Raw genomic sequence first — 22,551 nt, forward strand, 5'->3', positions numbered from 1 at the left:
AATGTTCCCCTGGCCCGGTACCGATCCAGGGCGATGACAGGCAGATTGTCCGCGTGCAGCGCCGTTTACGGCTCCATCCGGACCATGTCCCTCCCTCTGTACCGCACCACATCGCCGTCTGCCACGTCGTCTGCGTGTTACGCTCCGCCACCGTGACGTTGTGGCCCTACAACGAGATGCCCGCCGGTTTCGCCCTCACCGGATACGGCTTGGACCCCGCCGACGAGCAGGCGCTGACCGAGAAAATCTGGTCGTGGCTGGTGGCGGGCAATGCCGATGCAGACGAATTCGTCGATGCCGAGCAGGAGGGCTGGGATCTCACCGGCGACCGGCTCTACGCGGCGTTCGAGACGGCCCGCGAAGCCCGCATCGAGCAGCAGGCGCAGTGGACGCCGGAGCAGACCGGCACCAACCTCGATCGAGCTTTTGGGGAGCTGAACGAGGCCGGCATCCTCGCCCGGCAAAACTTCACCTGCTGCGGCACGTGTGGTACCGCCGAGATCGGTAGCGAAATGAACGGCTCCCGGCACTGGCGCGGCTACGTCTTCTTCCACCAGCAGGACACCGAGACACTCGTCGACAGCGGCTATGTGTACTTGAACTACGGCTTGTTCCCGCCGGCGGACTTCGACCAAGAGGCGTATTCGCAACTGTCCGAAGCCGACAAAGAGGCCGCCTACCTGGCCGATCTCAACACCGTGATCACCGATGACGCGGTACCACGCCTGGAGAAGCACGGCCTCGATGTGGAGTGGGACGGCAACCCCCGCACGCGGATCCTGCTGCGCAACGCGCAGTGGTATGCGCCTCTCGACGCCTGATCACTGCCCCGGTAGCCGGATCAGCCTGCGGGCAGGACAACCGATGTATCCGGAGACGCTGGGCGGCCTGCTGAAAGTCCTTGGCGTTCCGAATGTTCCGGGCCGGACATCGGCAATGCGCCAGCACGTCCAACAGATGCCCGCCCCGGTCGTCGGGATCACCGCCGAACAAGCCCGCGCCTGCAAACCAACACAGAGCTGTTCCGGCATGCACACCCGTCAGTCCGGAGCTGTGGTTCAGACGGGCGTCGTCCGGGGCGCGAATCTGCGACAGATGAATAGGCGACCTCACCAGTCGGCGACACCGGCAGGCCGTGCGCGGATCAGCGGCCGGGCAGGAACCGGAGGCTGCGCGCGACGAGCATCAGGAAGCGCTGCCACAGGTCGTGCGAAACCATCGGCGGCGGATCCAGATTCATGAACCTGGTGACCACGACCGTCTGCGGCTCGGTGAACTTCAGCAGGCCGTCCGCGCCGTGCCTGCGCCCGACGCCGGAGATGCCCATGCCGCCCATCGGGGCCGCGGTGGTGCCCCACGCCGGGGCGTAGCCCTCGTCGACGCACACGGTGCCGGCATGCAGTCGCTGCGCGATCTTCTCGCCCGCCGACTTGCTCTCCGCCCACACGCTGGCATTGAGGCCGTATTCGGTGTCGTTGGCCAGCCGGATGGCGTCCTCCGCCGAGTCGACCGGGTAGATCGACACCAGCGGGCCGAAGGTCTCGTTGCGACCGCACTCCATCTCGTCGGTCACGTCGGCGAGCACCGTCGGCTCGAAGAACAGCGGGCCCAGGTCGGGGCGCGCCTTGCCGCCCGCGAGCACCTTGGCGCCCTTCGAGGTGGCGTCGGCGACGTGCTTGGTGACCGTCTCCAGCTGCGCCTCGGAGATGAGGCTGCCGATGTCGGCCGAATTGTCGTAGGCCGCGCCCAGTTTCGCGCCCTGCACCGCGGCGACGAACTTCGCGGTGAACTCGTCGGCGACCGCCTTCTCGACATAGAGGCGCTCGATCGAGATACACAGCTGACCCGCGTTGGAGAAGCACGCGCGCACCGCGGCCTTGGCGGCCTTGTCCAGGTTCGCGCCGCGGGTGACGATCATCGGGTTCTTGCCACCCAGCTCGGCCGAGAAGCCGATGAGCCTGCGCCCGCACTGTTCGGCCAGCGCCCGGCCGGTGGCCGAGGAGCCGGTGAACATCAGGTAGTCGCAGGCGTCCACGATGGCGGTGCCGACCACCGAGCCGGGGCCGGGCACCACGGCGAGCAGGTCGCGCGGCAGGCCCGCACGGTAGAGCAGCTCGGCGGCGGCCAGCGCGGAGTACGGGGTCTGGCTGTCGGGCTTGACCACCACCGCGTTGCCCGCGAGGAGAGCGGGTATCGAGTCGCCGATGGACAGCACCATCGGGTAGTTCCACGGCGAGATCACGCCGACCACGCCCTTGGGCTGGGTGTGCACCGCGGCGCGGTTCAGCACGGGGAAGGCGCCGGGCACGTTCCGCGGCCGCAGCAGTCCGGGCGCGACCCTGGCGAAGTAGCGGGCCGCGAACATCATGCCCATGATCTCTTCCTGGGCCGCCCAGCGCGCCTTGCCGGTCTCGGCCTGGATGACGTCCATCAGGGATTCGCGCTCGGCGATGATCAGCGCGCGGAAACGCTCGAACACCGCGGCGCGCTCCGCGGCGGGGCGGGCGGCCCAGCGCGCCTGCGCGGACCTGGCCTTCGCGAATGCCGACGCCACGTCCTCCGCGGTGCCGACCGGCACCGAGCCGAGCGGCTTGCCGGTGAACGTCTCGGCGATCGTCTTGCGCGAGCGAGCTTCGTGATCGTCGATCGCGGCGAGCGCGCTCAGACGGTCGAAGACTCCGGCTTCCGGCGCGGGCATCCTTGCCTCCTACTTGTGAGTAACCTCGGGATACACACAATCTACGCCGTCGGTGGCGTCGAACGCACTCGGTCCACCGACATGGTCGGATCAGGCTCGTGACGCCGCGCAGGTCCGCCAAGCACCGGTTCGATACGGTCGGCGTCCAGATGACGGGCAGGCCCGGCGATGGACAGCGCGGCGGTGAATTCGGACCAGCCCGCGGCTCGACCTCGCCGGGTCGGTGCTTTCGACCAGCGATTCACAAGTGGTCGCCGCCGGCAGGCGTCGCGAAGCCACGGACGCCGATGCCGCCGTCGACCGCCAACGCCTGGCCGGTGATGGGTCCGCTCTGTTCGCGGGAGGCGAGCAGCACGTATGCCGCGGTGAAATCGCGGGGGTCGACGCTGGAGTCGTGCAGAGGGATCGGCGGGGGCGCGGCGTTCGCGGGCCGTTCGGCAAAGGAATCGGCCAGGGAACGGCCGTGCATGGCAAGCGATTCCGGGCCGCGCAGGTCGGTGTTCATGCCGCCGCATGCCACGCCGTTGACGCGGACCTTGGGTGCGAGTTCGTAGGCCAGTTCACGCATCAGGCCCAGGCAGGCGTGCTTGCTCGCGGTGTAGACGGGTCCACCGCCGTTGACGTAGAAGGAGGCGTTCGACAGCGTCATCACGATGCTGCCGCGGGTCTCGACCAGGGCACGCCAGGCCGCCTCGGCGGCCAGCAGGTACCCCTTGACGTTGACGGCGAACAGTTCGTCGAAGGTGTCCGACAGCTCGGCGGGGGTCAGCCGGGTGAGCTGACGCTGGAAGTCCCAGATGCCCGCGTTGGCCACGAGGGTGTCGAGTTTGCCGAAACGGGAGACGGTTTCGGCGACCGCGTCGTGCAGTTGCCCCGAATCGCGCACGTCGGCTTCGACCGCGTGCATCCGTTCGGGATCGGCGCTGTCGGCGACGACCTTCTCCAGCCGGTCGAGGTCTCTGCCGAGGACGGTGACCGAGGCTCCCTCGGCGAGGAACCGCTCGGCGACGGCACGCCCGATTCCGGATCCGCCTCCGGTGACCAGGGCGACGTATCCCTCGAGCCAGCCCGTCACGACAGCTCTCCCAGGAAATCGCCGACCAGGCGCTCGAATTCACGGGCACGCTCGAGCTGCACCCAGTGTCCGCAGGATCCGAAGATGTGCATCTGAACGTCGCGAATGTTGCGGAGCATGATCTGGGCGCCGTCGAGGGTGATGGTCCGATCGTCACGGCCCCACAGCAGCAGGGTGGGTGCGGTGATCTTGTGCAGATCCCGCCACAGCGGGTCCATTCCGTGCCGTTTGCCGAACGCGGCGTTGTACCGGTGATAGAAATCGATGTGGCTCTGCTCCAGCGAGGCATCGTAGCGGGCCTTGACCACGTCCTGCCCGAACTGTTTGTGGTCGAAGACCATGGTGCGGATGAAGGCGGCCATCTTCTTCTCGCTCGGCCCGCCGCCGTTGTAGTAGCGGAACATCTCCTTCTGCCCTTCGGTCGGGGTGGGTCCGAAGGGCAGCCAGCCACCGCCGGGCGCCATGAGCACCAGGCCCGAGATACGGTCGGGTTGGGTCTGCGCCATCGCGATCGCGGCCGCGCCGCCGAGGCTGTTGCCGAGCAGGTGGAAACGTCGCACCTCGAGTCGGTCCAGTGCCTCGAAGATAGCGGTAACCGCGATCTCGGTGATCGAGTGCCGGTCGAGATCGACCTCGGTCGGGCGGTAGCTGTCGCCGAATCCCGGTTGGTCGGGCAGGATCACCCGAAATCGCTGGGCGAGCGCGGGCAGGTTCTGGTGATAGTTGCTGACGCCGGAGGCGCCGGGGCCGCCGCCGTGCAGCATCACCAGCGCGGGCCCGGCGCCGACCTCGGTGACGGCTATCGACCCGGCGGTGGTGGCGATCGTGTGACGGGTGAACGTCAGTGGTGTGTGGTCGAGGCCGGAAGGGGCGGACATGGCTGTGCCTTTCGGGATCAGAAGAATGTGGAAATGTTCTTGGCGCGCAGAACGTTCTGGTCCAGCAGAATGCTGCGGCGGGCGACCAGCAGGCCGTCACCGCGGCGACGAAGGACGTCGGTACGCCGACCGGCGAAGACGTTCTCCTCGTGCTCCAGGCGGTTGCGGTAGACCAGGAACGCCGACCGCACCAGCAGGTCCCGCGGTGTGAATCCGGGATGCTCGGTCGGATCCACGTGGTGTGCGACGACATTGGTCACCAGGTGGCGGGTCCGCGACGGCGGGTCCTCGGCCCATGCCATTCCGGAATCGAAGCGCCGAATCCGCCAGGCCAGACTGTCCTTGGTCTCGTCGTAATAGGCGGCCTCGCCGCGGGCGGCGACCGACAGCGCCTGCTGGCGTCGTAATCGGTTGGTACGCGTGGGCATCCAGTAGTCGAGGTCGTCGGCGAGCAGGTCGAGCCAGTCGGCGAACCTCCCGTCGTCGAGTAGCTCGGCTTCCAGGTAGTAGAACTGCTCCACCTCGAAGTGGATGTCGCGGTCGGCTCTGACACCGGGTGCGGTGATGGTGCTCACGGCGTCGGGTATCCCTTCTCGATGAGGGCGCGCGGGCGGCTCATCCGCGCACCAGCCGCTTGAGGTCGACTGCGGTGTCGGTCAATTGCTCGGGGTGCACCGCGACGGCGCGGTCGATCAGGCGACGCGCGGCACGCGCCGCGGTCGAATCGCCCACCGCGACCGCCGCGACGACCCGATCCCCCGACAGCCCGAAGGCGCAGAACGGCGGTTCACCGAAAACGCCTCGGCAGACGGTGTGTTCGGCTTCGGCCATCGCACCGACCACTTCGACGTGCACGCCGTGGCGGTCGGTCCAGAACCACGGCGCGCCGTCGGCGGGTGGATCGATGCCGAGGATCGTGGCCGCGGCGCGGACCCCGTCCTGCTGGGCCGCTTCCCAGTGCTCGGCCCGCGGTAGGGCGATCCCGTCGCGGCGCACGCGCGCGGCGTCACCGACCGCAAGCACCGCGGGGTTGCTCGTGGTGCGGGTGTGGTCGACGAGGATTCCGCGATCGACGTCGAGTCCGGCCGCGACGGCCATCGCGGTGTCGGGGGCCATGCCGACGCCGAGGACGACCAGATCGAAGGTGTGGCTGCCGCGGTCGTCGGCCAAGTCGGCATGGATCAGGCCCGAATCGTCGAGCAGTGACCGCACCGAGGTCCGCATGGTGACGATGCCGCGCCGGGCGTGCTGACGGTGCAGCCAGTCGGCCGTCATCGGCCCCACGGCCGCCGCGAGCGGTGGGCGCACCGGATCGACCAGCGTCACCGCGCAGCCCAGATCGACTGCGGTGGACGCGACTTCGGCGCCGATCAATCCGGCGCCGACCACGAGCACGCGCGCTCCGGGCTGCAACTGCGCACGCAGGCGTAGCGCGTCCTCGGCGGTGCGCAGCACGTGGACCCGCTCGCTCTGCACGCCGGGGACAGGTGGGCGCACCGCTCGGCCGCCGGTCGCCAGCACGACGCGATCGGCCGTCACCGCCGTCCCGTCGGACAGCTCGACCTGTCCGGTGCCCGGCCGCAACGCGGTCACCGTCCGCCGCGTGATCAGGCGTACTTTGTTGTCGTCGTACCAGCCCGGACGCTGTAATGCGATGTCGGTCAGCGTCTTCGCGCCGGTCAGGAAGTCCTTGGACAGCGGCGGCCGATCGTAGGGGAACTCTCCCGCGTCGACGAGGGTGATGTCGCCGACGAATCCACCCGAGCGCAGCGCCGCCGCGGTGCTCACTCCGGCGATACCGCCACCGACGATCGCGACGGCGGTCACGGTGTCTCACCCGGGAAGACGAACACCTCGTCGTCACGCACCTCGACACGATGGGTGCGCGCGTCCTCTGTCGCCGGAAGGCTCTGCACCGCACCGCTTTTCAAACAGAATTTGCTGGCGTGCATCGGGCATTCGACGAATCCGCCCTCCACCCAGCCCTCGGCCAGGGAAGCGACCTCGTGCGGGCAGGTGTCGTTCAACGCGTAGACCGCGCCGTCGTCGTCGCGCAGCAGCGCGATGTGGTCCGCGGTGCCGGTGATCGACCTGTCGATCGCGATGCCTTCGCCGATGGGGATGTCGTCGAGTGCCGCGACCCGGATTCCGGTGGTGTTCAACGAATTTCCTCCTCGTGCCAGGCGGGGGTGTTCATCAGGTCCCGCCAGCGGCCGTAGAACGCGCGCCCGGCCGCGTCGCTGTAGAGCTCGCTGGTCCGGCCGGGATGGCGGCCGTCGTCCCGCTCGGAACCCATGCCCATCTGGTAGTTCAACGGGACGCGATTGGTGATGAAGCCGTGCGAGATGGCCTGCACCTCGCTCCAGTTCTCGCCGTCGTCCTGCTCGAAGATGCCGCTGGGTCCGAAGGTGCGCAGGTTGTACAGCCGCTGGGCTTCACGGACTTCCTCGGGCATCGACTTGTCGACCACCGTCCACGACCAGACCTCCATGCGATCGGGTCCTTTGGGATGCCAGACCCGGACGGTGCCGATCACCGGAAGGTAGGAGAAGTTCGGGAACACCGTGGCGTGGCCGTCGGTGAGCGGACCCTCCACGCGCGCATCGCCCAACCGCGCGCGCAACGCGTCGTAGTCGGTCCATTCGTGCACCGTCTTGGCGTTGAAGCGGTTCTTCGGATGCACCGGGAACCCCGCGCCGTGCCCGTTCTGCCCGACGTACTGGCGGCCGCTGCGATGCACGACCTCGGTCTTGGGATTCTTGGTCGGCGACAGCACCATCAGCGCCGACGCGTGGCTGCTGTTGACGTGGTACCAGTCGGTGGCGAACTGTTCGGCGGCCAGCTTCCAATTGCCTTCGAGCACCCATTTGTGCACGCCGCCGACGACCGTGGTGCCCGCGTCGTCGTGGTCGAGCATCGCGTCCATGTACCAGGCCATCTCACCGAGGTATTCGCGCAGGCTCATCGGCCGCGGATGCCAGGTGCCGAAGACCAGGCCGCGATAGGACTCGACATGGGGCACCTCGACCAGCCCCCACTGGTCGGCGTCGAAGGAATCCGGGTAGCCCTCGCGATTGGGGATCGACACCAGCCGCCCGTCCAGGTCGTAGGCCCAGCCGTGATAGGTGCAGGTGAAATTGCGGGTCGTGCCGAAATCGGCGCGGCACACGCGAGCGCCGCGATGGCGGCACGAATTCAGATAGGCCCGAATGCGCTTGTTCTTGTCCATCGTCACGATCACCGGGTCTTCGCCCATGAACGTGGTGAAGAAGTCGCCCGGTCTGCGGAATTGCTCGGCGTGCGCCAGAAACAGCCAACTCGGCGCGAACACCCGGCGCATTTCCTGTCGGTAGAGCTGCTCGTCGGTGAAGATCGCGCGATCGAGCAGACCGCCCTCGGCGTCGACCAGGCCCGAGACATCGACGGTGCGGACCAGGTCCGCGGGGCGTCGCAGCGCACCGCACGGGGCCGCGCACGCCGCGTCGCGACCGGACGTGGGTTCGATGGTGGAGGTCATGCCGATCAGCAAAGCCGCCGAACGCCTGCCTTATCCAGCAACCGTTCCGCAGGACGGCACGACGACTGTTCTCGACCGCCCTGTTCGGGCGACGGTGGCGGCATGCTCGCTGCACAAGCCATCTCCCAGAGCGCTACCGACCCACTGTCGGGTCTGGTGGTGCACGATGTCGAAATCCCGCAGCCGCAACCGGGTTGGACGCTGGTGCGGGTCGCGGCGACGTCGTTGAACATGCACGATCTGTGGACCCTGCGCGGAGTCGGCCATCCCGCCGACCGGCTGCCCATCGTGCTCGGTTGCGACGCGGCAGGCCACGACAGCGACGGCAACCCCGTAATCGTGCATCCGGTCATCGCCGATTCCGACGCGGGCGGCGGGGACGAGACGCTCGATCCGGCGCGGGCCCTGATGTCGGAACGCTACGACGGCACGTTCGCCGAGTACGTCGCGGTGCCGCGCCGCAATCTGATCCCGAAGCCGGATTGGCTGTCGTTCGACGAAGCCGCATGCCTGCCGGTCGCCTGGACCACCGCCTACCGAATGCTGTTCACCAAGGCCGAGATCAAGCCTGGCGACCGGGTTCTGGTGCAAGGCGCCGGTGGCGGTGTCGCCTCGGCCGCGATCTCGCTCGCCGCCGCCGCGGGTGCGGTGGTGTACGCGACCAGCCGCAGCGCCGGCAAACGCGCCGCGGCCGTGCGATGGGGTGCGCGACTGGCGGTGCCGACCGGAGAGCGGCTGCCCGAACGCGTCGACGTCGTCATCGAAACCGTCGGCGCGGCCACCTGGGAACATTCGCTGAAGTCGCTGCGGCCCGGCGGCGCGGTGGTGGTGGCGGGCGCGACCAGCGGTGGAGATCCGTCCGCGGCGCTCAACCGGGTCTTCTATCTGCAACAGCGCATCCTCGGTTCCACCGGGTGTACGCGCGCCGAGCTGGTGGCGATGCTGCGCATGATGGAAGCCACCGGGGTGCGACCGGTGATCGATCGGACCATGCCGCTCACCGACATTCACAAGGGCTTCCAGCTCATGATCGACGGCACCCTCACCGGCAAGGTCGTCGTCCATCCCTCCGCCCCGCAGCCGTGACGCACGGCGATCCTCAGGAGTCAGCTATGACCGCGGCAGCCGTCGGCCTGTCCCATTCACCCTTGATCGGCAAGAACGATCCCGCACCCGAGGTTCTCGCCCGGGTCGATCACGCCATCGCCATCGCACGCGAGTTCGTCCGCACCTTCGACCCCGAGCTGGTGGTGCTGTTCGCACCCGATCACTACAACGGATTCTTCTACCGGGAGATGCCCCCGTTCTGTCTGGCCACCGCGGCGCACGCGGTCGGCGACTTCGATTCCGCCGCTGGGCCGTTGACGGTCGACACCGCCGCCGCCGAGCAGTTGGCCGCCGGGGTGCTCGCCCGCAGAATCGACCTCACAGTGTCGGCGCGCATGACCGTCGATCATGGTTTCGCGCAGCCGCTGGAGATGCTGTTCGGCGGGATCGACCGGGTTCCGGTGGTCCCGGTGTTCGTCAACGGTGTCGCCACTCCCCTCGGCCCGGTCGCCCGGGTGCGCGCACTGGGCACCGCGATCGGCCAAGCCGCCGCGGAACTCGATCGTCGCGTGCTGTTCCTCGGGTCGGGCGGGCTCTCCCACGACCCGCCGGTGCCGGTGCTCGCCGGCGCTCCGCCGCGGGTGGCCGACGCGCTGATCGAGGGACATCCACCGACACCGGAACAGCGCGCCAAGGGCGAGGGCCGTGTGGTCGAGGCAGGCCGCGCCTACGCGGCCGGATCGACCGGCATGATCCCCATCAATCCCGAGTGGGACAGCCAGCTGCTGGATCTGTTGCAGCACAACGATCTCGCGGCCTTCGACGACTGGACCGTCGAATGGATGGGACGCGAGGGCGGTGGATCCGCACACGAGGTGCGGACCTGGATCGCGGCCTACGCCGCGCTCGCCGCGTCCGGCGACTACGAACTCGGTTACCGCTTCTACGAGGCCATTCCCGAGTGGATCGCCGGATTCGCCGTCACCACCGCGACCGGCCGCCGACAGGAGGCTTCGTGAACACCAGTCGAGTCGCGACCCCCGGCATCCGGCAGGCGGCCGAGCTCTTGGCGCAGGCAAGCGAATCCGGTTGTCCCACAGCGTCGATCCGCGATCTGATCCCCGCCGGGGATGTGCCGGGTGCCTATGCCGTGCAGGCCGAAGGCACGCGCCGCCGCCTCGCGTCCGGCGCGCGGATCGTCGGGCGCAAGATCGGGCTGACCGCACCGGCCGTCCAGCGCCAGGTCGGGGTCGATCAACCCGATTTCGGCGTCCTGTTCGACGACATGGATGTCAGCTCGCTGCCCGCGGTGCCCTCCGATCGTCTGCTGCAACCCAAGGCCGAAGCCGAAGTCGCGTTCGTGCTCGGCGCCGATCTCGCCGACGGCGAGCTGAGCCTCGAGCGGGTTCGCGCGGCGGTCGACTACGCCGTCGCCGCGATCGAGATCGTCGACAGCCGCATCGCCGACTGGGACATCACCATCACCGACACCATCGCAGACAACGCCTCGAGTGGTCTGTACGTGCTCGGCCGAGATCGCCTGACCCTGGCGGAGTTCCAGCCCAGGGCGGTGACCATGCGCATGTTCGCCGACGACGTGCTCGTCTCGGAGGGCGCGGGCGCGGCGTGCCTCGGCGATCCGCTGCTGGCGCTGGCCTGGCTCGCCGATGCCGCTCGCGCGTACGGGGATCCGCTGCGCGCCGGGCAGGTCGTGCTGTCGGGCGCGCTGGGTCCGATGGCGCCCGCGCCGCCGGGTGCGCGCATCCGCGCCGAGATCGAGCCGCTCGGATCCGTCGATGCCGTCTTCTCCCCGAAAGAGTTCTCATGAACGTGTCCGAATCCACCACGACCTCGGTGGCGATCATCGGTTCCGGAAACATCGGCACCGATCTGATGCTCAAGGTGCTGCGGCTGTCCGACACCCTGCGCGTGGGCGCGATGGTCGGCATCGACCCCGGTTCCGACGGGCTCGCCCGGGCCCGCCGCCTCGGCATTCCGACGACGGCCGATGGTGTCGACGGCCTGATCGCACTGCCGAACTTCGACGAGATCGACATCGTCTTCGACGCCACCTCGGCCAAAGCCCATGTCGCGAACGCCGAGAAGCTCCGTCCCTTCGGCAAGAAGCTCGTCGACCTCACCCCCGCCGCGATCGGCCCGTTCGTGGTCCCGCCGGTCAATCTCGACCGGCTGCTGGACGACGGCAGCGACGACGTCAACATGGTCACCTGCGGCGGTCAAGCCACCATTCCGATCGTGGCCGCCGTCGCGGCCGTGACCCCGGTGCACTACGCCGAGATCGTGGCCTCGATCGCCTCGAAGTCCGCGGGACCCGGCACGCGCGCCAATATCGACGAGTTCACCGAAACCACGTCGCGCGCCATCGAATCGGTCGGCGGTGCGGCGCGCGGCAAGGCGATCATCGTCCTCAATCCGGCCGAACCGCCCCTGATCATGCGCGACACCGTGTTCTGTCTCATCGGCGACGCCGACCGTGAGGCGATCGCGGCCTCGGTCGCCGAGATGGCCGACAGGGTCGCGCAGTACGTGCCCGGATACCGGCTCAAGCAGCAGGTGCAATTCGCCTCGGTCGCCGAGGACGTGCACACCCTGGTCCCGCCGGGCCTCGGCCCGCTCACCCAGGTGTCGGTGTTCCTCGAGGTGGAGGGCGCGGCCCACTATCTGCCCGCGTACGCGGGCAATCTCGACATCATGACCTCGGCGGCGCTGCGCGTGGCCGAACGCATCGCAGGTCGCGACGCGGTCGCGGCGATCGGCCCGGCGCGGGCTGGAATCGAGGTGGACCGATGACCCGGCGGCTCTACATCCAGGATGTGACCCTGCGCGACGGGATGCACGCCATCCGCCACCGCATTTCGCCCGGTGATGTCGGCGCGATCGTGTCGGCGCTGGACGCGGCGGGGGTCGACGCGATCGAGGTCGCGCACGGTGACGGGTTGGCGGGCGGTTCGGTCAACTACGGGCCTGGCAGTCACACCGACTGGCAGTGGCTCGAGGCCGCCGCCGCGGCCGTGCGGAAGTCCGTGCTGACGACACTGCTGTTGCCGGGTATCGGCACCATCGCCGATTTGCGGCGCGCCTACGAGCTCGGCGTGCGGTCGGTTCGGATCGCCACCCACTGCACCGAGGCCGATATCGCCGCACAGCACATCGCCACCGCCCGCGAACTGGGCATGGATGTTTCCGGGTTCCTCATGATGAGCCACATGGCCGCGCCCGCGCAGCTGGCCGCACAGGCGGCGCTGATGGAATCCTATGGCGCACAGTGCGTTTACGTCACCGACTCGGGCGGGCGGCTGACCATGGACGGTGTGCGCGAGCGGCTCCGCGCCTATCGCGACGTGCTCGCGCCCGACACCCAGATCGGCATCCACGCTCACGAGAATCTATCGCTGGCGGTGGCCAACAGCGTCGTCGCTGTCGAGGAGGGCGCGACCCGCGTCGACGCCTCGCTGGCCGGTCAAGGCGCGGGGGCGGGCAACTGCCCGATCGAGCCGTTCATCGCGGTCGCCGAACTGCAAGGCTGGCAACACGATTGCGACCTGTTCGCACTCCAGGACGCCGCCGACGATCTGGTACGCCCACTCCGGGACCGGCCAGTGCAGGTCGACCGCGAGACCCTGACCCTTGGATACGCCGGCGTGTATTCCTCGTTCCTCCGGCACGCGGAGAACGCGGCGACACGCTACGGCATCGATGCTCGCGCGCTGCTACTCGAAGTCGGCCGCCGCGGGCTGGTCGGCGGTCAGGAGGACATGATCGTCGACATCGCCCTGGATCTGATCTCGAGTCGCCCCGTCACCGGCTGACCGGACCTCCGACTTGTCCGGCGCGTCGAGGGGTCCCGGACGAAAAACAACGACAATGGCTCGACCAGCTGAGATAGCACACTCCTCGTTTGTCCTGCGGGGCATCGTGATTGGTGCTTGGCTTGGCTGCCGATGAGGTTGGTCGGCGTGCTGGAGGTTGGGTTTCGTGGCGATGCAGGTGTTCGCGGCCGAGGAGTTGGCGCGGCTGCGCGAGTTCCCGGATATCAGCCGCGAGGAGTTGTTCCGGCACTTCACGCTTACTCCGGCTGACATCGCCTTTCTGACACCTGGTCGCGGGCGCGGCCCGGCGGAGCGGCTGGGTTTGTCGGTGGCATTGTGTGCGCTGCCGTGGCTGGGGTTCGTGCCGGACAAAGTGGCTTCCGCACCTGCGGTGGCGGTGGCGCGGTTGGCGCAGCAACTGGATGTTGATGTGTCGCTGATCGATTCGTACGGGAAGCGTGCACAGACGCGCACCGAGCATCTCCGGTTGGTGGCGCAGTATCTGGGGTGGCGGTCGGCGAGCACGATGGAGTTGAAGGAGTTGAACGAGTTCTTGCTGGCGCGGGCGATGGAACATGATTCGCCGACACTGCTGTTCCGGTTGGGGTGTGAGTATCTGCTCTCGGCGCGGGTGATCCGTCCCAGCCCCGACACCGTCGTTCGCCGCGTCGTGCATGCGCGGGAGCAGGCCCAACGGGAGACCTACGATCGACTCGCGCACGAGCTGACTCCGCAACGATGCACGGAGCTGGATCGGTTGCTGGTCACCGATGCCTCGATTCGGATGTCGCGGCTGCGGTGGTTGTCCACCGGGCCGGTGGAGGCGTCGGCGGCCGCGGTAAAGAACGAGGTCGAGAAGCTGGGGTTCGTTCGTAGCCTGGGGGCCGACACCCTGGATTTGTCGGTGCTTCCGGCCGAGCGTCGCCGGTTCCTGGCCACGCTGGGCCGCCGTTTGACCGGTCAGGCGCTGGAGCGCCGTGATCCCGAGCGCCGGTATCCGATCTTGTTGACGGTGCTGGCGCAGTCGGCCGCCGAGGTACTCGATGAGGTGGTGGCGCTGTTCGACCAGGCAGTGTCGGCGAAGTTCAGTGCCGCCGAGAACCGGATGCGCGAGGAACTGGCCGAACGCGGAAAAACGGAGAAGACCGGCAGGCGCTGCTGGACGAGCTTTGGCGATCATCACCGACCCGCAGATTCCCGACGAGGACGTGGGTACGTTGATCCGGGGTGAGGGCATCGGGTGGGAGCGGTTGCGGGCCGCGATCGCCCAGGCCCGGCCGCGGCTGCCGCGCGATCACGGGCACCTGGCCGCCCTGGATGGGTCGTATTCGTATCTGCGGAAGTTCACTCCGGCGGTGTTGTCGGCGGTGCGCTTCGCCGGCGGTACGTCGGCGACGGAGCTACTCATCGCGGTGAACATGTTGCGCGAGCTCAACGCGACCGGTCGCCGGAAGGTGTTCGACGACGCGCCCACGGGATTCGTGCCGACCAAGTGGCGGGGCTATCTCGACGAAGCACGAAAGACCGGCAATGCCGTTGCCTACCGGCATTTTTGGGAGTTGTGTGTGCTGCTCGGTCTGCGGGACGGGCTGCGTAGTGGGGATGTGTTCGTGCCGGGGTCGCGCCGCTACGCCGATCCTGCCGCCTATCTGCTCACGCCCGAGCAGTGGGAGCTCCAACGCGGCGAGTTCTGCCGCCTGGTCGGCAAACCGGCTGATCCGGCTCGTGCATTGGCCGCGCTGTCGGATGAGTGGGGTGAGGCAGTCAGTGAACTGGAGCAGATGCTCAACGCCGGTGACGGGCCGGTGCGCCTGGATGACGCCGGTGACCTGGTGATCTCACCGTTGACCGCCGAGGATATTCCGACCGAGGCGATCGCGTTGAAGGCCGAGTTGACCGAGATGCTGCCGTTCGCGCCGATCGTGTCGTTGCTGATCGAGCTGGACAAACGCACTGGCTACCTGGACTGCTTCACCCACGCGGGTGGCAAACAGGCCCGCAGCCCAGAGCTAAAACGCAATCTGATCGCGGTGCTGCTGGCCTATTCCACGAATCTGGGGCTCACCCGGATGGCCGAAGCCAGCGGCATCTCCTACGACATCCTGGCTTGGACCGCGGAGTGGTATGTGCGCGAGGAAACGCTGCGCGCGGCGAATCTCGCGCTCATCGGCTACCACCAAAGACTGCCTCTGACAGCGGCTTTCGGAACCGGAACCCTGTCCTCCAGCGACGGTCAGCGGTTCCCGACGCGCGGCAAGTCGACCACTGCTCGCACCGTGCCGCAATTTTTCGCTGACCAGGGCTTATCGACCTACACCCACGTCACCGATCAGCACACCACCTACGGCACCAAGATCATCGTCACCACCCGCCGCGAAGCCCACTACGTACTCGATGAAATCCTGGGCAACGCAACCGATCTGCCGATCACCGAGCATGCGACAGATACTTACGGGGTCACCTTGGTCAACTTTGCACTGTTCGACTTGCTCGGGATGCAGTTGTCCCCGCGTATCCGGGATCTGGGCAAGATCACCCTGTACCGGCCGGTGCCGCGCGCCGACGCCGAAGCGCGGTTCCCTCACACAGGACCGCTGCTGACCCGCAAGTTGAATCTGGACCTGATCGCCGAGCATTACGACGACCTGCTCAGGTTGGCCGGGTCACTGAAATTCGGGCACGCCACCGCGTCCCTGCTGGTCGGCAAACTGTCGGCCTCGGGTCGGCAGAACGCCCTGGCGGCGGCGCTCAAGGAGTACGGCGCGATGCGCCGCACCATCTACGCCTGCCGGTACCTGACCGATCCCGACTACCGGCGCAAGATCTCGCGCCAGCTCAACAAGGGCGAATCCATCCATGCCCTCAAACGCGACCTCATCTACGCCCACGAAGGCGCCTTCCGCGCCCGGCACCTGGAAGCCCAGACCGAGCAGGCCTGGTGCCTGACCCTGGCCACGAACGCGGTAATCGCCTGGACCACAGAGTATTACGGGCTCGCGGTGGACCAGATGCGTCGGCAGGGTCGCCGCATAGACGCTGATGTGCTGGCCCATATCTCGCCCGCGCACTCGGAGAACATCAACTTCTTCGGCGCGATCGAGGTCGATATCGATGCCGAACTCGCCCAGCTCGGGCCGACCGGTTACCGCCCGCTTCGTGTGCGCGACACCCTCTTCTGACCTCGACCCGGTGCTCACGCCGTCTGTCATCAACGGCCTGTGATTAGCCGAGCAGTGCGCGTTCGGGGCGATTTCATTCTCCGTAAAAACCTGTTGGCGAACCACGGCGACCACTGTTACTTTGCCGGAGGCCGTGCAAGAGACCGAGGAGGTGGTATCCGTGAACGCAGTATCGACATGGGTGCTCCCCTCGTGGGTCATGGTCGGGCGATAGGTCGTCGTCCGGGAGCGCCGTTCACCAGCACTCCCGAAAGGCAACACCTGTGAACTCTCCTCAGTCCACCCCATCGTCGAACGCAACGGTCGAGCGGGATGTCACCTCCGGTGACGTCCCCGGCCTCCGGTCGCGGGCCTCCGGCAGCGAATGCGCGCCACTGACATTCGATGTGATCATTGCCGGGTGCGGCCCGACCGGTTTGATGCTGGCCGCCGAACTGCGGCTGCACGATGTGCGAGTACTCGTTCTGGAGAAAGAACCTGAGCCCGTGTCGTTCGTGCGCATAGTCAGTCTGCATATGCGCAGTCTCGAGCTGATGGCGATGCGTGGACTGCTGGATCGCATGCTCGAACGTGGAAGACGGCGACCGGTTGGCGGTATCTTCGCCGCCATCCCCAAACCCGCGCCCGAGGGCCTGGATTCGGCGCACGCCTATCTGCTGGGCATTCCGCAGGCGGTCGTCGTTCACCTGCTCGAAGAACATGCGATCGCGCTGGGCGCGCAAGTCCAACGCGGTTGCGCGGTGGCCGGTTTCGAGCAGAACAACGAGGGCGTGACCGTCGAGCTGGCCGACGGGGAGAAGCTGCGTGCGCGTTACCTCATCGGCTGTGACGGCGCGCGCAGTACGGTGCGCAAACTGCTCGGCGTCGGCTTCCCCGGCGAGCCCTCACGGAATGACACTCTCATGGGTGAGATGGAAGTGGGTGTGCCGCAGGAAGAGGTCGCTGCCAAGGCGGGCGAAATCTACGCGACCAATAAGCGTTTCAGGCTCCAGCCCTTCGGCGAAGGTGCCTACGGCGTCGTGGTCCCCGCCGCCGGAGTCAGCGATCGTGCGGAGCCGCCCACCCTCGACGATTTCAAACAACAGTTGCGCGCCATCGCCGGAACCGATTTCGGCGTGCACTCCCCGCGCTGGTTGTCCCGCTTCGGCGATGCCACTCGGCTGGCCGAGCGTTATCGGGTCGGGCGTGTGCTGCTGGCCGGCGATGCGGCGCACATCCACCCGCCCACCGGCGGACAAGGCCTGAACCTGGGCGTTCAGGACGCAGTCAACCTCGGCTGGAAACTGGCCGCACAGATCCGCGGCTGGGCGCCGGAAACACTGCTGGACACCTACCAGACCGAACGTCATCCGGTCGCCGCGGACGTACTCGACAACACCCGCGCCCAAACGGAACTGCACTCCACCGAACCAGGCCCTCAGGCGGTGCGCAGGCTGCTCACCGAACTGATGGACTTCGACGAGGTGAACCGCTATCTGATCGAGAAGATCACCGCCGTCGACATCCGTTACGACTTCGGCGAGGGCCCCGACCTGCTCGGCCGCCGCCTGCCCGACATAGATCTGAAACAGGGCCGCCTTTACGGTCTGCTGAATCGCGGCCGAGGCCTGCTGCTGGACCGCACCGAACGCCTGACAGTCGGCGGTTGGTCAGACCGGGTCGACTACCTCGCGGATTCCTCTGCGGCACTAGATGTTCCGTGCGTCCTGCTGCGCCCCGACGGCCACGTCGCCTGGTTCGGCGACGATCAGCAGGACCTAGACGGCCACCTCACCCGCTGGTTCGGTAAGCCCGGCACTGATTCCGCGACTGAGCAACCGAAAGCCTGTGAGGAGGATCGAACGGCCGATAGGGACTGACCATCGGAATGCATGTGAGGCGGCCAGGCCGCCTCACATGCTGCGACACAGGTGGGTGATCACTCGAGTCGAAAACGTTCGTTTCTGTCCCACAACGGCATCCCGGCGAGAAACGCGCATCCGCCCAGCTCGACGCCGACCCGATTCGGGCCAGAACTCGTGTGCGGTATCTACGGGACGAAACCGCAGGTGTCAGCCCTTTATGGGACAGTTCCGGGCATGGCTCAGTTCGGGTACGCGCGGGTGTCGACTCGCGGGCAGAAAGACGATTCCCAGATCGACGCACTCAATGCGGCCGGGTGCGAACGGATCTGGGTGGACAAGGCATCCGGGAAGCTGGCGCGGCGCCCGGAGTGGGACAAATGCTTCGAACACCTGCGTCGCGGTGACGAACTGGTGATCATCCGGCTCTCGCGCCCGTTCCGCTCTGTGCGGCATATGACCGAACTCGCCGCCCAACTCGACGAACGCGGCATCGAGCTGGTCGTGCTCAAACAAGGCATCGACACCACCACCCCCGCGGGACGGTTCCTGTTCCACGTCATCGCCGCGATGGACGAGATGCTCGCCGACCTCATCAGCGAAGGCACCCTCGAAGGACTCGAATCCGCCCGCGCCCGAGGACGAGTCGGCGGCCGACCACCCGCGCTCACCCAGTTGCAAGCGCTCAAGGCCCGCGAGATGTATGACGAACGCGACCGGCACGGCAAACGCAAATACACAGTTGCCCAGATCGCCGAAACCTTCGGCGTCTCCCGCAAAACCATCTACCGCCACCTCGAACCCGCCTGAACGCAATGACCGCTCGCGACTAGAGGCATCACCGCTGGTCAAGCCATTGTCGTTGTTTTTCGTCCGGTTACTACCGGGACCCCGACTTGTCCGGCGCGTCGAACCGCATTCTCCCGGCACCCTGCACCACATCTATGTGATCACCGGCAGGATCAGAACCGGACCGGTCAACGACAGCGGCGGCGGCTGCTGAGGTGACGGCGGTGAGTGCGCTGCCCATCCGGTCCGATTCTTGCGTTGGCACTTCCTGACAGCCTCAGGAGTTCGGGGTCGTCTCAGCTTTCGGTGGCGCGAGTGAGGAGCAGATCGATCTGCCGGGGAAAGGGTCCGGTGGCCAGGGTTGGCGGAAGTGGGTATCGCAGCATGTCCAGAATATCCTCTGGTGCGTAGGGGTTCTGGATCTTGTAGAGGCGAAAACCATTGTCCGTGAATGGTTTCAGAATCGTACTCACGTCGTGCCCGGCGATGGTCAGCCAGTGGGGAGTGACTTCGACGATGATCTCGCAGTCCTTGCGCAGCCGAGGGATCGAGGCGGCGAGCTGGGTGAGGACTGTGCCTTCGGCGCCTTCGACATCCACCTTGATGATCCGGGCGTTCTCCAAGTCGCCTCGGTCCAGCATCTGGGCCAGTGGCAGGCCGGGAACGGTGATCGTGGACTGGTAGGTGTCGGGGCGGATCGTTGTGGTGGCGCCGGTGTTCGCGTGCGGGGTGTAGAGGGTCACCGCCCCCGGTTCGTTGGTGACGGCCGCCTGGACGACGCGCACGTTGCCGATGCTGTTGAGCGCCAGGTTCGCCCGCAGCTGTTCGTGTGACGCCGGTTCGATCGCGACGACATATCCGGTGGGGCCGACGAGTCGTGCCGCGAGCACGGCATACCACCCGCCGGCGGATCCGATGTCGATGAATCCGTCGCCTCGCCGCAGACGCGCGGCGACGAGCCTGGAGATACCAGCCTCCCAGCAGCCGTGGGTGTAGATCGCACGGGCAATGAAGTCGCTGGTCGTCGGGACGAGGAACCGCTGCCCGTAGCGGGTGCGCACGTTTCTGGGTGGCCGTGGTCGCTGCTGGAGACCGACGTCGAGCCATTCCCGCAGCAGCCTCCGTTCGACGGCGATTCCAGGCCCGTATCGAACCCACCAGCGGGCCGCGATGAGCAGCGGCGGCCAGGGCGGTGGTTTCAACACGATCTGTTGCCACAAAGGAGGGGCCGAGACAGGATGCACCGCCGTGACGATATCGGCGCCCGCGCGGAATCGTCGAACCATTTCGCGCGAGCCGATGACTGCGATTCGCGGTCAACGTCTTCGGACAGGGAAGCGGTGACGCGCGCGTTCCGGCTACCGGTCCCGATCGGCGGGGGATGGTTGCGGGCTGCCGCACAGGATCCGGACGGCTTCGGCGTTGATGGCCTGCTGCAGTTGAGCATTCGAGATGTCGTCGAGCCCGGCGGCGTTGCGCAGGAAGGGCTCGAACAATTGCCAGCCGAGTACGAACGCCGCGGCGTGTGCGACGGAGAGGGCGGCGTCGCGGTCGTCGGCTCGATGTGAGCGTGCATAGTCGATCAGAGCCGCGATGACAGGAAACCGGCTCTGCATCTGTCCGACCGGGTAGCCGTCGAGAATGCAGCGCGCCAGCACGACCCAGTGCCTGCGCAGCCGGGGATCGTCCGGCAACAACACGCCCGCATCGGCGAGCTCGGCGGTCTCGGCGGAGAGGTGATCGAGGACGGCTGTTACGAGCTTGTCCTTGGCGCCGAGGTGCCGGAATACCAGTCCGTGATTCACTCCCGCCCGCTCGGCGATGTCTCGGATCGACGTCGCAGCGGGGCCGCGTTCGGCGAACAGATCCGCGGCGTGGGTGAGCACCGCGGACACGACGGCGTCGCGACCGAGCGGGTTGCTGTCGTCGGGAGACGTCCTTGCACCCTCTGTAGTCATGTGACTACAGTAGCTCACATCAGCTGTAGTCGATTGACTACAGCCTCGCTCCCTCCCAGAAAGAAGGTCGCCATGTCCGTGATCGCCGACAAGGACCCGGCCGCCGGCTTCACGCCCCGCACCGTTCAGCTCCCCGGATACCCGGTCCGGTCCGGCCCTTTCACGCATATCGCCACCGAGCGTGACCGGCTCGCCCAGCTGAGCTGGCAGCATTTCGACGCCCGCCAGGTCGGCGCGACCCTCGGCGCGGAGATCTCCGGGGTGGACCTGACCACCGAGTTGCCGAACGGGGTGATCGTCGAACTGCGGCAGGCGCTGCACGAGTACAAGGTGCTGTTCTTCCGCGACCAGCCGCTCACCCCGGGACGACATGTGGCCTTCGCGCGACGGTTCGGCATGCTCGAGGTCCACCCGTTCATTCCCTCCAACACCGACCAGCCAGAACTCGTGCGATTCGAAAAGAGTGCCCAGGTCGGCGGTTTCGAGAACGCCTGGCATCACGACGTCACCTGGCGCGAGCAGCCGTCGATGGGCGCGGTCCTGCATGCGATCTCGGTGCCCCCGATCGGCGGGGACACGCTGTTCGCCGACATGTACGCCGCCTACGACGCCCTCGACGAGGACACCCGGGCGCGAATCGAAAACGTCGACGCCGTCCATGATTTCACTCGCGCGTTCGGGCACATGCTCAACGACGAGCAGCGGGAGAAGATGCGCGCCGAGCATCCGGCGGTCGCCCACCCGCTGGTGTGCACGCACGCCGTCACCGGCCGCAAGCACCTCTACGTCAACCGGGTCTTCGCCGACCGCATCCACGGCTGGGACCTCGAGGAGGGCCGCGATCTGATCGACCGGTTGTGCCGGACGGCCGACGCCCCCGAACATCAGGTTCGCCTGCGGTGGGAGCTCGACACCGTCGCGTTCTGGGACAACCGCGCCGTCCAGCACTACGCCGCCAGCGACTACTGGCCCCACGTGCGCATCATGGAACGCGCCTCCATCGTCGGCCCCCGCCCCGCCCGTTGACCGAAATGACATTCGACGACATCCGGTCCGAGACCCCGCACGACTCCGCGCCAGTACGCTCGGCCGCCAGGGTGCTCGGGCAGGCCGTCCTCGCGCGTGGCGGCGTTCGGCACTTCGTCGACGCCGCCACGCCGGTCGCGGTATTCCTGGTCGGATATCAACTGTTCGGAACCGGTCCGGCGGTCGCGGCCACGTTGACCGCGGCGGCGCTGCTCGCCGGATGGCGGCTGCGACGCGGTGATTCACCGAAGGTCGTCACGGCCGCCCTGGTGGCCGTCACCGCCTATTCGGCGCTGGTGCTGTTCACCGGCGAGGGCCGTGCCTTCTTTCTCCCTGAGATCGTCGGTTGCGCGGTCCTGACTGTCGCCTTCGGCGCCACCCTGATCCGGGGCCGACCGTTGAGCCTGCTCGTGTGCCAACGCCTCCGGATCGAACCCTCCGATGTCGACCAGCCCCGGATCCGGAAGCACAGGCGCCTGACCGCGGCCTGGGCCGTGATGTGGGCGCTCCACGTGCTGGTGCTCCTGCCGCTGTATGCCGCCGATCAGATCACGGCCCTGGCGGTCGCGACCACGCTGCTCGGCAAACCCTCGGTAGTCCTCGCCGTCGCCGCCTCGTGGTTGTGGATCCGCAAGCGATAACCGACACGTCACCGCGACGCGAATCCTGTCGGCGGCGAGCTCGCTGCACCGACCGAATCGCTTGCCACTCCG

At 67.4% G+C, this 22,551-nt stretch carries 19 protein-coding genes and 1 pseudogene; 11 read left to right on the forward strand and 9 right to left on the reverse strand.

Annotated elements, in window-relative coordinates:
* Nucleotides 1-152: 152 nt before the first annotated feature.
* Nucleotides 153-821 (forward strand): DUF6891 domain-containing protein, encoded by a 669-nt coding sequence (locus tag AC3ERS_RS22680; protein WP_431970068.1) that lies wholly within the window; start codon nt 153-155, stop codon nt 819-821.
* A 323-nt stretch (nt 822-1,144) separates the two neighbouring features.
* On the opposite strand, the gene AC3ERS_RS22685 is transcribed toward AC3ERS_RS22680, so the two are convergent.
* The 7 genes from AC3ERS_RS22685 to AC3ERS_RS22715 all read right to left on the reverse strand — a co-directional run bounded on the left by AC3ERS_RS22685 (nt 1,145) and on the right by AC3ERS_RS22715 (nt 7,982).
* Nucleotides 1,145-2,698: a succinic semialdehyde dehydrogenase gene (locus AC3ERS_RS22685; RefSeq protein ID WP_431970069.1), complete on the reverse strand. Its 1,554-nt coding sequence runs from the start codon at nt 2,696-2,698 to the stop codon at nt 1,145-1,147.
* Between the two features lie 241 nt (nt 2,699-2,939).
* A complete protein-coding gene (locus AC3ERS_RS22690) occupies nt 2,940-3,773 on the reverse strand; it encodes an SDR family NAD(P)-dependent oxidoreductase (RefSeq protein WP_431970070.1) in 834 nt (277 codons plus the stop codon).
* Nucleotides 3,770-4,651, reverse strand: coding sequence for an alpha/beta fold hydrolase (locus tag AC3ERS_RS22695; RefSeq protein ID WP_431970071.1), 882 nt, complete (start codon nt 4,649-4,651; stop codon nt 3,770-3,772). The genes AC3ERS_RS22690 and AC3ERS_RS22695 overlap by 4 nt, the downstream gene beginning before the upstream one ends.
* A 17-nt stretch (nt 4,652-4,668) precedes the next feature.
* Nucleotides 4,669-5,226, reverse strand: coding sequence for a 3-phenylpropionate/cinnamic acid dioxygenase subunit beta (locus AC3ERS_RS22700; protein WP_431970072.1), 558 nt, complete (start codon nt 5,224-5,226; stop codon nt 4,669-4,671).
* A gap of 40 nt (nt 5,227-5,266) precedes the next feature.
* Nucleotides 5,267-6,478 carry an NAD(P)/FAD-dependent oxidoreductase gene (locus AC3ERS_RS22705; protein ID WP_431970073.1) on the reverse strand — a complete coding sequence of 404 codons (1,212 nt, stop codon included), beginning with the start codon at nt 6,476-6,478 and terminating at the stop codon, nt 5,267-5,269.
* On the reverse strand, nt 6,475-6,813 hold the full coding sequence (locus AC3ERS_RS22710) for a non-heme iron oxygenase ferredoxin subunit (RefSeq protein ID WP_431970074.1): 339 nt from the start codon (nt 6,811-6,813) through the stop codon (nt 6,475-6,477). The genes AC3ERS_RS22705 and AC3ERS_RS22710 overlap by 4 nt, the downstream gene beginning before the upstream one ends.
* The gene (locus AC3ERS_RS22715; protein ID WP_431970221.1) at nt 6,810-7,982 is read right to left on the reverse strand and encodes an aromatic ring-hydroxylating dioxygenase subunit alpha; all 1,173 of its coding nucleotides are present in this window, start codon (nt 7,980-7,982) and stop codon (nt 6,810-6,812) included. The genes AC3ERS_RS22710 and AC3ERS_RS22715 overlap by 4 nt, the downstream gene beginning before the upstream one ends.
* Before the next feature lie 288 nt (nt 7,983-8,270).
* Between AC3ERS_RS22715 and AC3ERS_RS22720 the strand changes: the two genes are divergently transcribed.
* The 8 genes and pseudogenes from AC3ERS_RS22720 (at nt 8,271) to AC3ERS_RS22755 (ending at nt 18,875) form a co-directional block, all read left to right on the forward strand.
* The gene (locus AC3ERS_RS22720) at nt 8,271-9,254 is read left to right on the forward strand and encodes a zinc-binding dehydrogenase (protein ID WP_431970075.1); all 984 of its coding nucleotides are present in this window, start codon (nt 8,271-8,273) and stop codon (nt 9,252-9,254) included.
* Nucleotides 9,255-9,280: 26 nt separating this feature from the next.
* Nucleotides 9,281-10,234, forward strand: coding sequence for a 3-carboxyethylcatechol 2,3-dioxygenase (locus AC3ERS_RS22725; protein WP_431970076.1), 954 nt, complete (start codon nt 9,281-9,283; stop codon nt 10,232-10,234).
* Nucleotides 10,231-11,043, forward strand: a complete 813-nt coding sequence (locus AC3ERS_RS22730; protein ID WP_431970077.1) for a 2-keto-4-pentenoate hydratase — start codon at nt 10,231-10,233, stop codon at nt 11,041-11,043. The genes AC3ERS_RS22725 and AC3ERS_RS22730 overlap by 4 nt, the downstream gene beginning before the upstream one ends.
* Nucleotides 11,040-12,026: an acetaldehyde dehydrogenase (acetylating) gene (locus tag AC3ERS_RS22735; RefSeq protein WP_431970078.1), complete on the forward strand. Its 987-nt coding sequence runs from the start codon at nt 11,040-11,042 to the stop codon at nt 12,024-12,026. Before AC3ERS_RS22730 ends, AC3ERS_RS22735 begins: the two co-directional genes overlap by 4 nt.
* The gene (gene dmpG, locus AC3ERS_RS22740) at nt 12,023-13,045 is read left to right on the forward strand and encodes a 4-hydroxy-2-oxovalerate aldolase (RefSeq protein WP_431970079.1); all 1,023 of its coding nucleotides are present in this window, start codon (nt 12,023-12,025) and stop codon (nt 13,043-13,045) included. The genes AC3ERS_RS22735 and dmpG overlap by 4 nt, the downstream gene beginning before the upstream one ends.
* A gap of 166 nt (nt 13,046-13,211) precedes the next feature.
* A pseudogene (locus tag AC3ERS_RS22745) lies at nt 13,212-16,224 on the forward strand (Tn3 family transposase).
* A gap of 374 nt (nt 16,225-16,598) precedes the next feature.
* A complete protein-coding gene (gene rox, locus AC3ERS_RS22750) occupies nt 16,599-18,083 on the forward strand; it encodes a rifampin monooxygenase (RefSeq protein WP_431970222.1) in 1,485 nt (494 codons plus the stop codon).
* Nucleotides 18,084-18,302: 219 nt separating this feature from the next.
* A complete protein-coding gene (locus AC3ERS_RS22755) occupies nt 18,303-18,875 on the forward strand; it encodes a recombinase family protein (RefSeq protein WP_431970080.1) in 573 nt (190 codons plus the stop codon).
* Between the two features lie 275 nt (nt 18,876-19,150).
* Here AC3ERS_RS22755 and AC3ERS_RS22760 read toward each other — a convergent pair whose 3' ends face one another.
* Both AC3ERS_RS22760 and AC3ERS_RS22765 read right to left on the reverse strand, forming a co-directional pair.
* The gene (locus tag AC3ERS_RS22760) at nt 19,151-20,059 is read right to left on the reverse strand and encodes an FkbM family methyltransferase (RefSeq protein WP_431970081.1); all 909 of its coding nucleotides are present in this window, start codon (nt 20,057-20,059) and stop codon (nt 19,151-19,153) included.
* Between the two features lie 153 nt (nt 20,060-20,212).
* Nucleotides 20,213-20,812 carry a TetR/AcrR family transcriptional regulator gene (locus tag AC3ERS_RS22765; protein WP_431970082.1) on the reverse strand — a complete coding sequence of 200 codons (600 nt, stop codon included), beginning with the start codon at nt 20,810-20,812 and terminating at the stop codon, nt 20,213-20,215.
* Nucleotides 20,813-20,884: 72 nt separating this feature from the next.
* On the opposite strand from AC3ERS_RS22765, the gene AC3ERS_RS22770 reads away from it, so the two are divergent.
* Nucleotides 20,885-21,838 (forward strand): TauD/TfdA dioxygenase family protein, encoded by a 954-nt coding sequence (locus tag AC3ERS_RS22770; RefSeq protein WP_431970083.1) that lies wholly within the window; start codon nt 20,885-20,887, stop codon nt 21,836-21,838.
* Between the two features lie 5 nt (nt 21,839-21,843).
* Complete coding sequence (locus AC3ERS_RS22775; RefSeq protein ID WP_431970084.1) at nt 21,844-22,479, forward strand: DUF3159 domain-containing protein; 636 nt, start codon at nt 21,844-21,846, stop codon at nt 22,477-22,479.
* The last annotated feature ends 72 nt before the right edge of the window (nt 22,480-22,551 follow it).

The sequence above is a fragment of the Nocardia sp. bgisy134 genome (assembly GCF_057708325.1).

What these genes read in the sequence shown, in the direction of transcription:
- AC3ERS_RS22685 (WP_431970069.1), bottom strand. Translation starts at nt 2,698, where the DNA reads ATGCCCGCGCCGGAAGCCGGAGTCTTCGACCGTCTGAGCGCGCTCGCC.
- AC3ERS_RS22695 (WP_431970071.1), bottom strand. Translation starts at nt 4,651, where the DNA reads ATGTCCGCCCCTTCCGGCCTCGACCACACACCACTGACGTTCACCCGT.
- AC3ERS_RS22720 (WP_431970075.1), top strand. Translation starts at nt 8,271, where the DNA reads ATGCTCGCTGCACAAGCCATCTCCCAGAGCGCTACCGACCCACTGTCG.
- AC3ERS_RS22725 (WP_431970076.1), top strand. Translation starts at nt 9,281, where the DNA reads ATGACCGCGGCAGCCGTCGGCCTGTCCCATTCACCCTTGATCGGCAAG.
- AC3ERS_RS22735 (WP_431970078.1), top strand. Translation starts at nt 11,040, where the DNA reads ATGAACGTGTCCGAATCCACCACGACCTCGGTGGCGATCATCGGTTCC.
- dmpG (WP_431970079.1), top strand. Translation starts at nt 12,023, where the DNA reads ATGACCCGGCGGCTCTACATCCAGGATGTGACCCTGCGCGACGGGATG.
- AC3ERS_RS22755 (WP_431970080.1), top strand. Translation starts at nt 18,303, where the DNA reads ATGGCTCAGTTCGGGTACGCGCGGGTGTCGACTCGCGGGCAGAAAGAC.
- AC3ERS_RS22765 (WP_431970082.1), bottom strand. Translation starts at nt 20,812, where the DNA reads ATGACTACAGAGGGTGCAAGGACGTCTCCCGACGACAGCAACCCGCTC.
- AC3ERS_RS22770 (WP_431970083.1), top strand. Translation starts at nt 20,885, where the DNA reads ATGTCCGTGATCGCCGACAAGGACCCGGCCGCCGGCTTCACGCCCCGC.
- AC3ERS_RS22775 (WP_431970084.1), top strand. Translation starts at nt 21,844, where the DNA reads ATGACATTCGACGACATCCGGTCCGAGACCCCGCACGACTCCGCGCCA.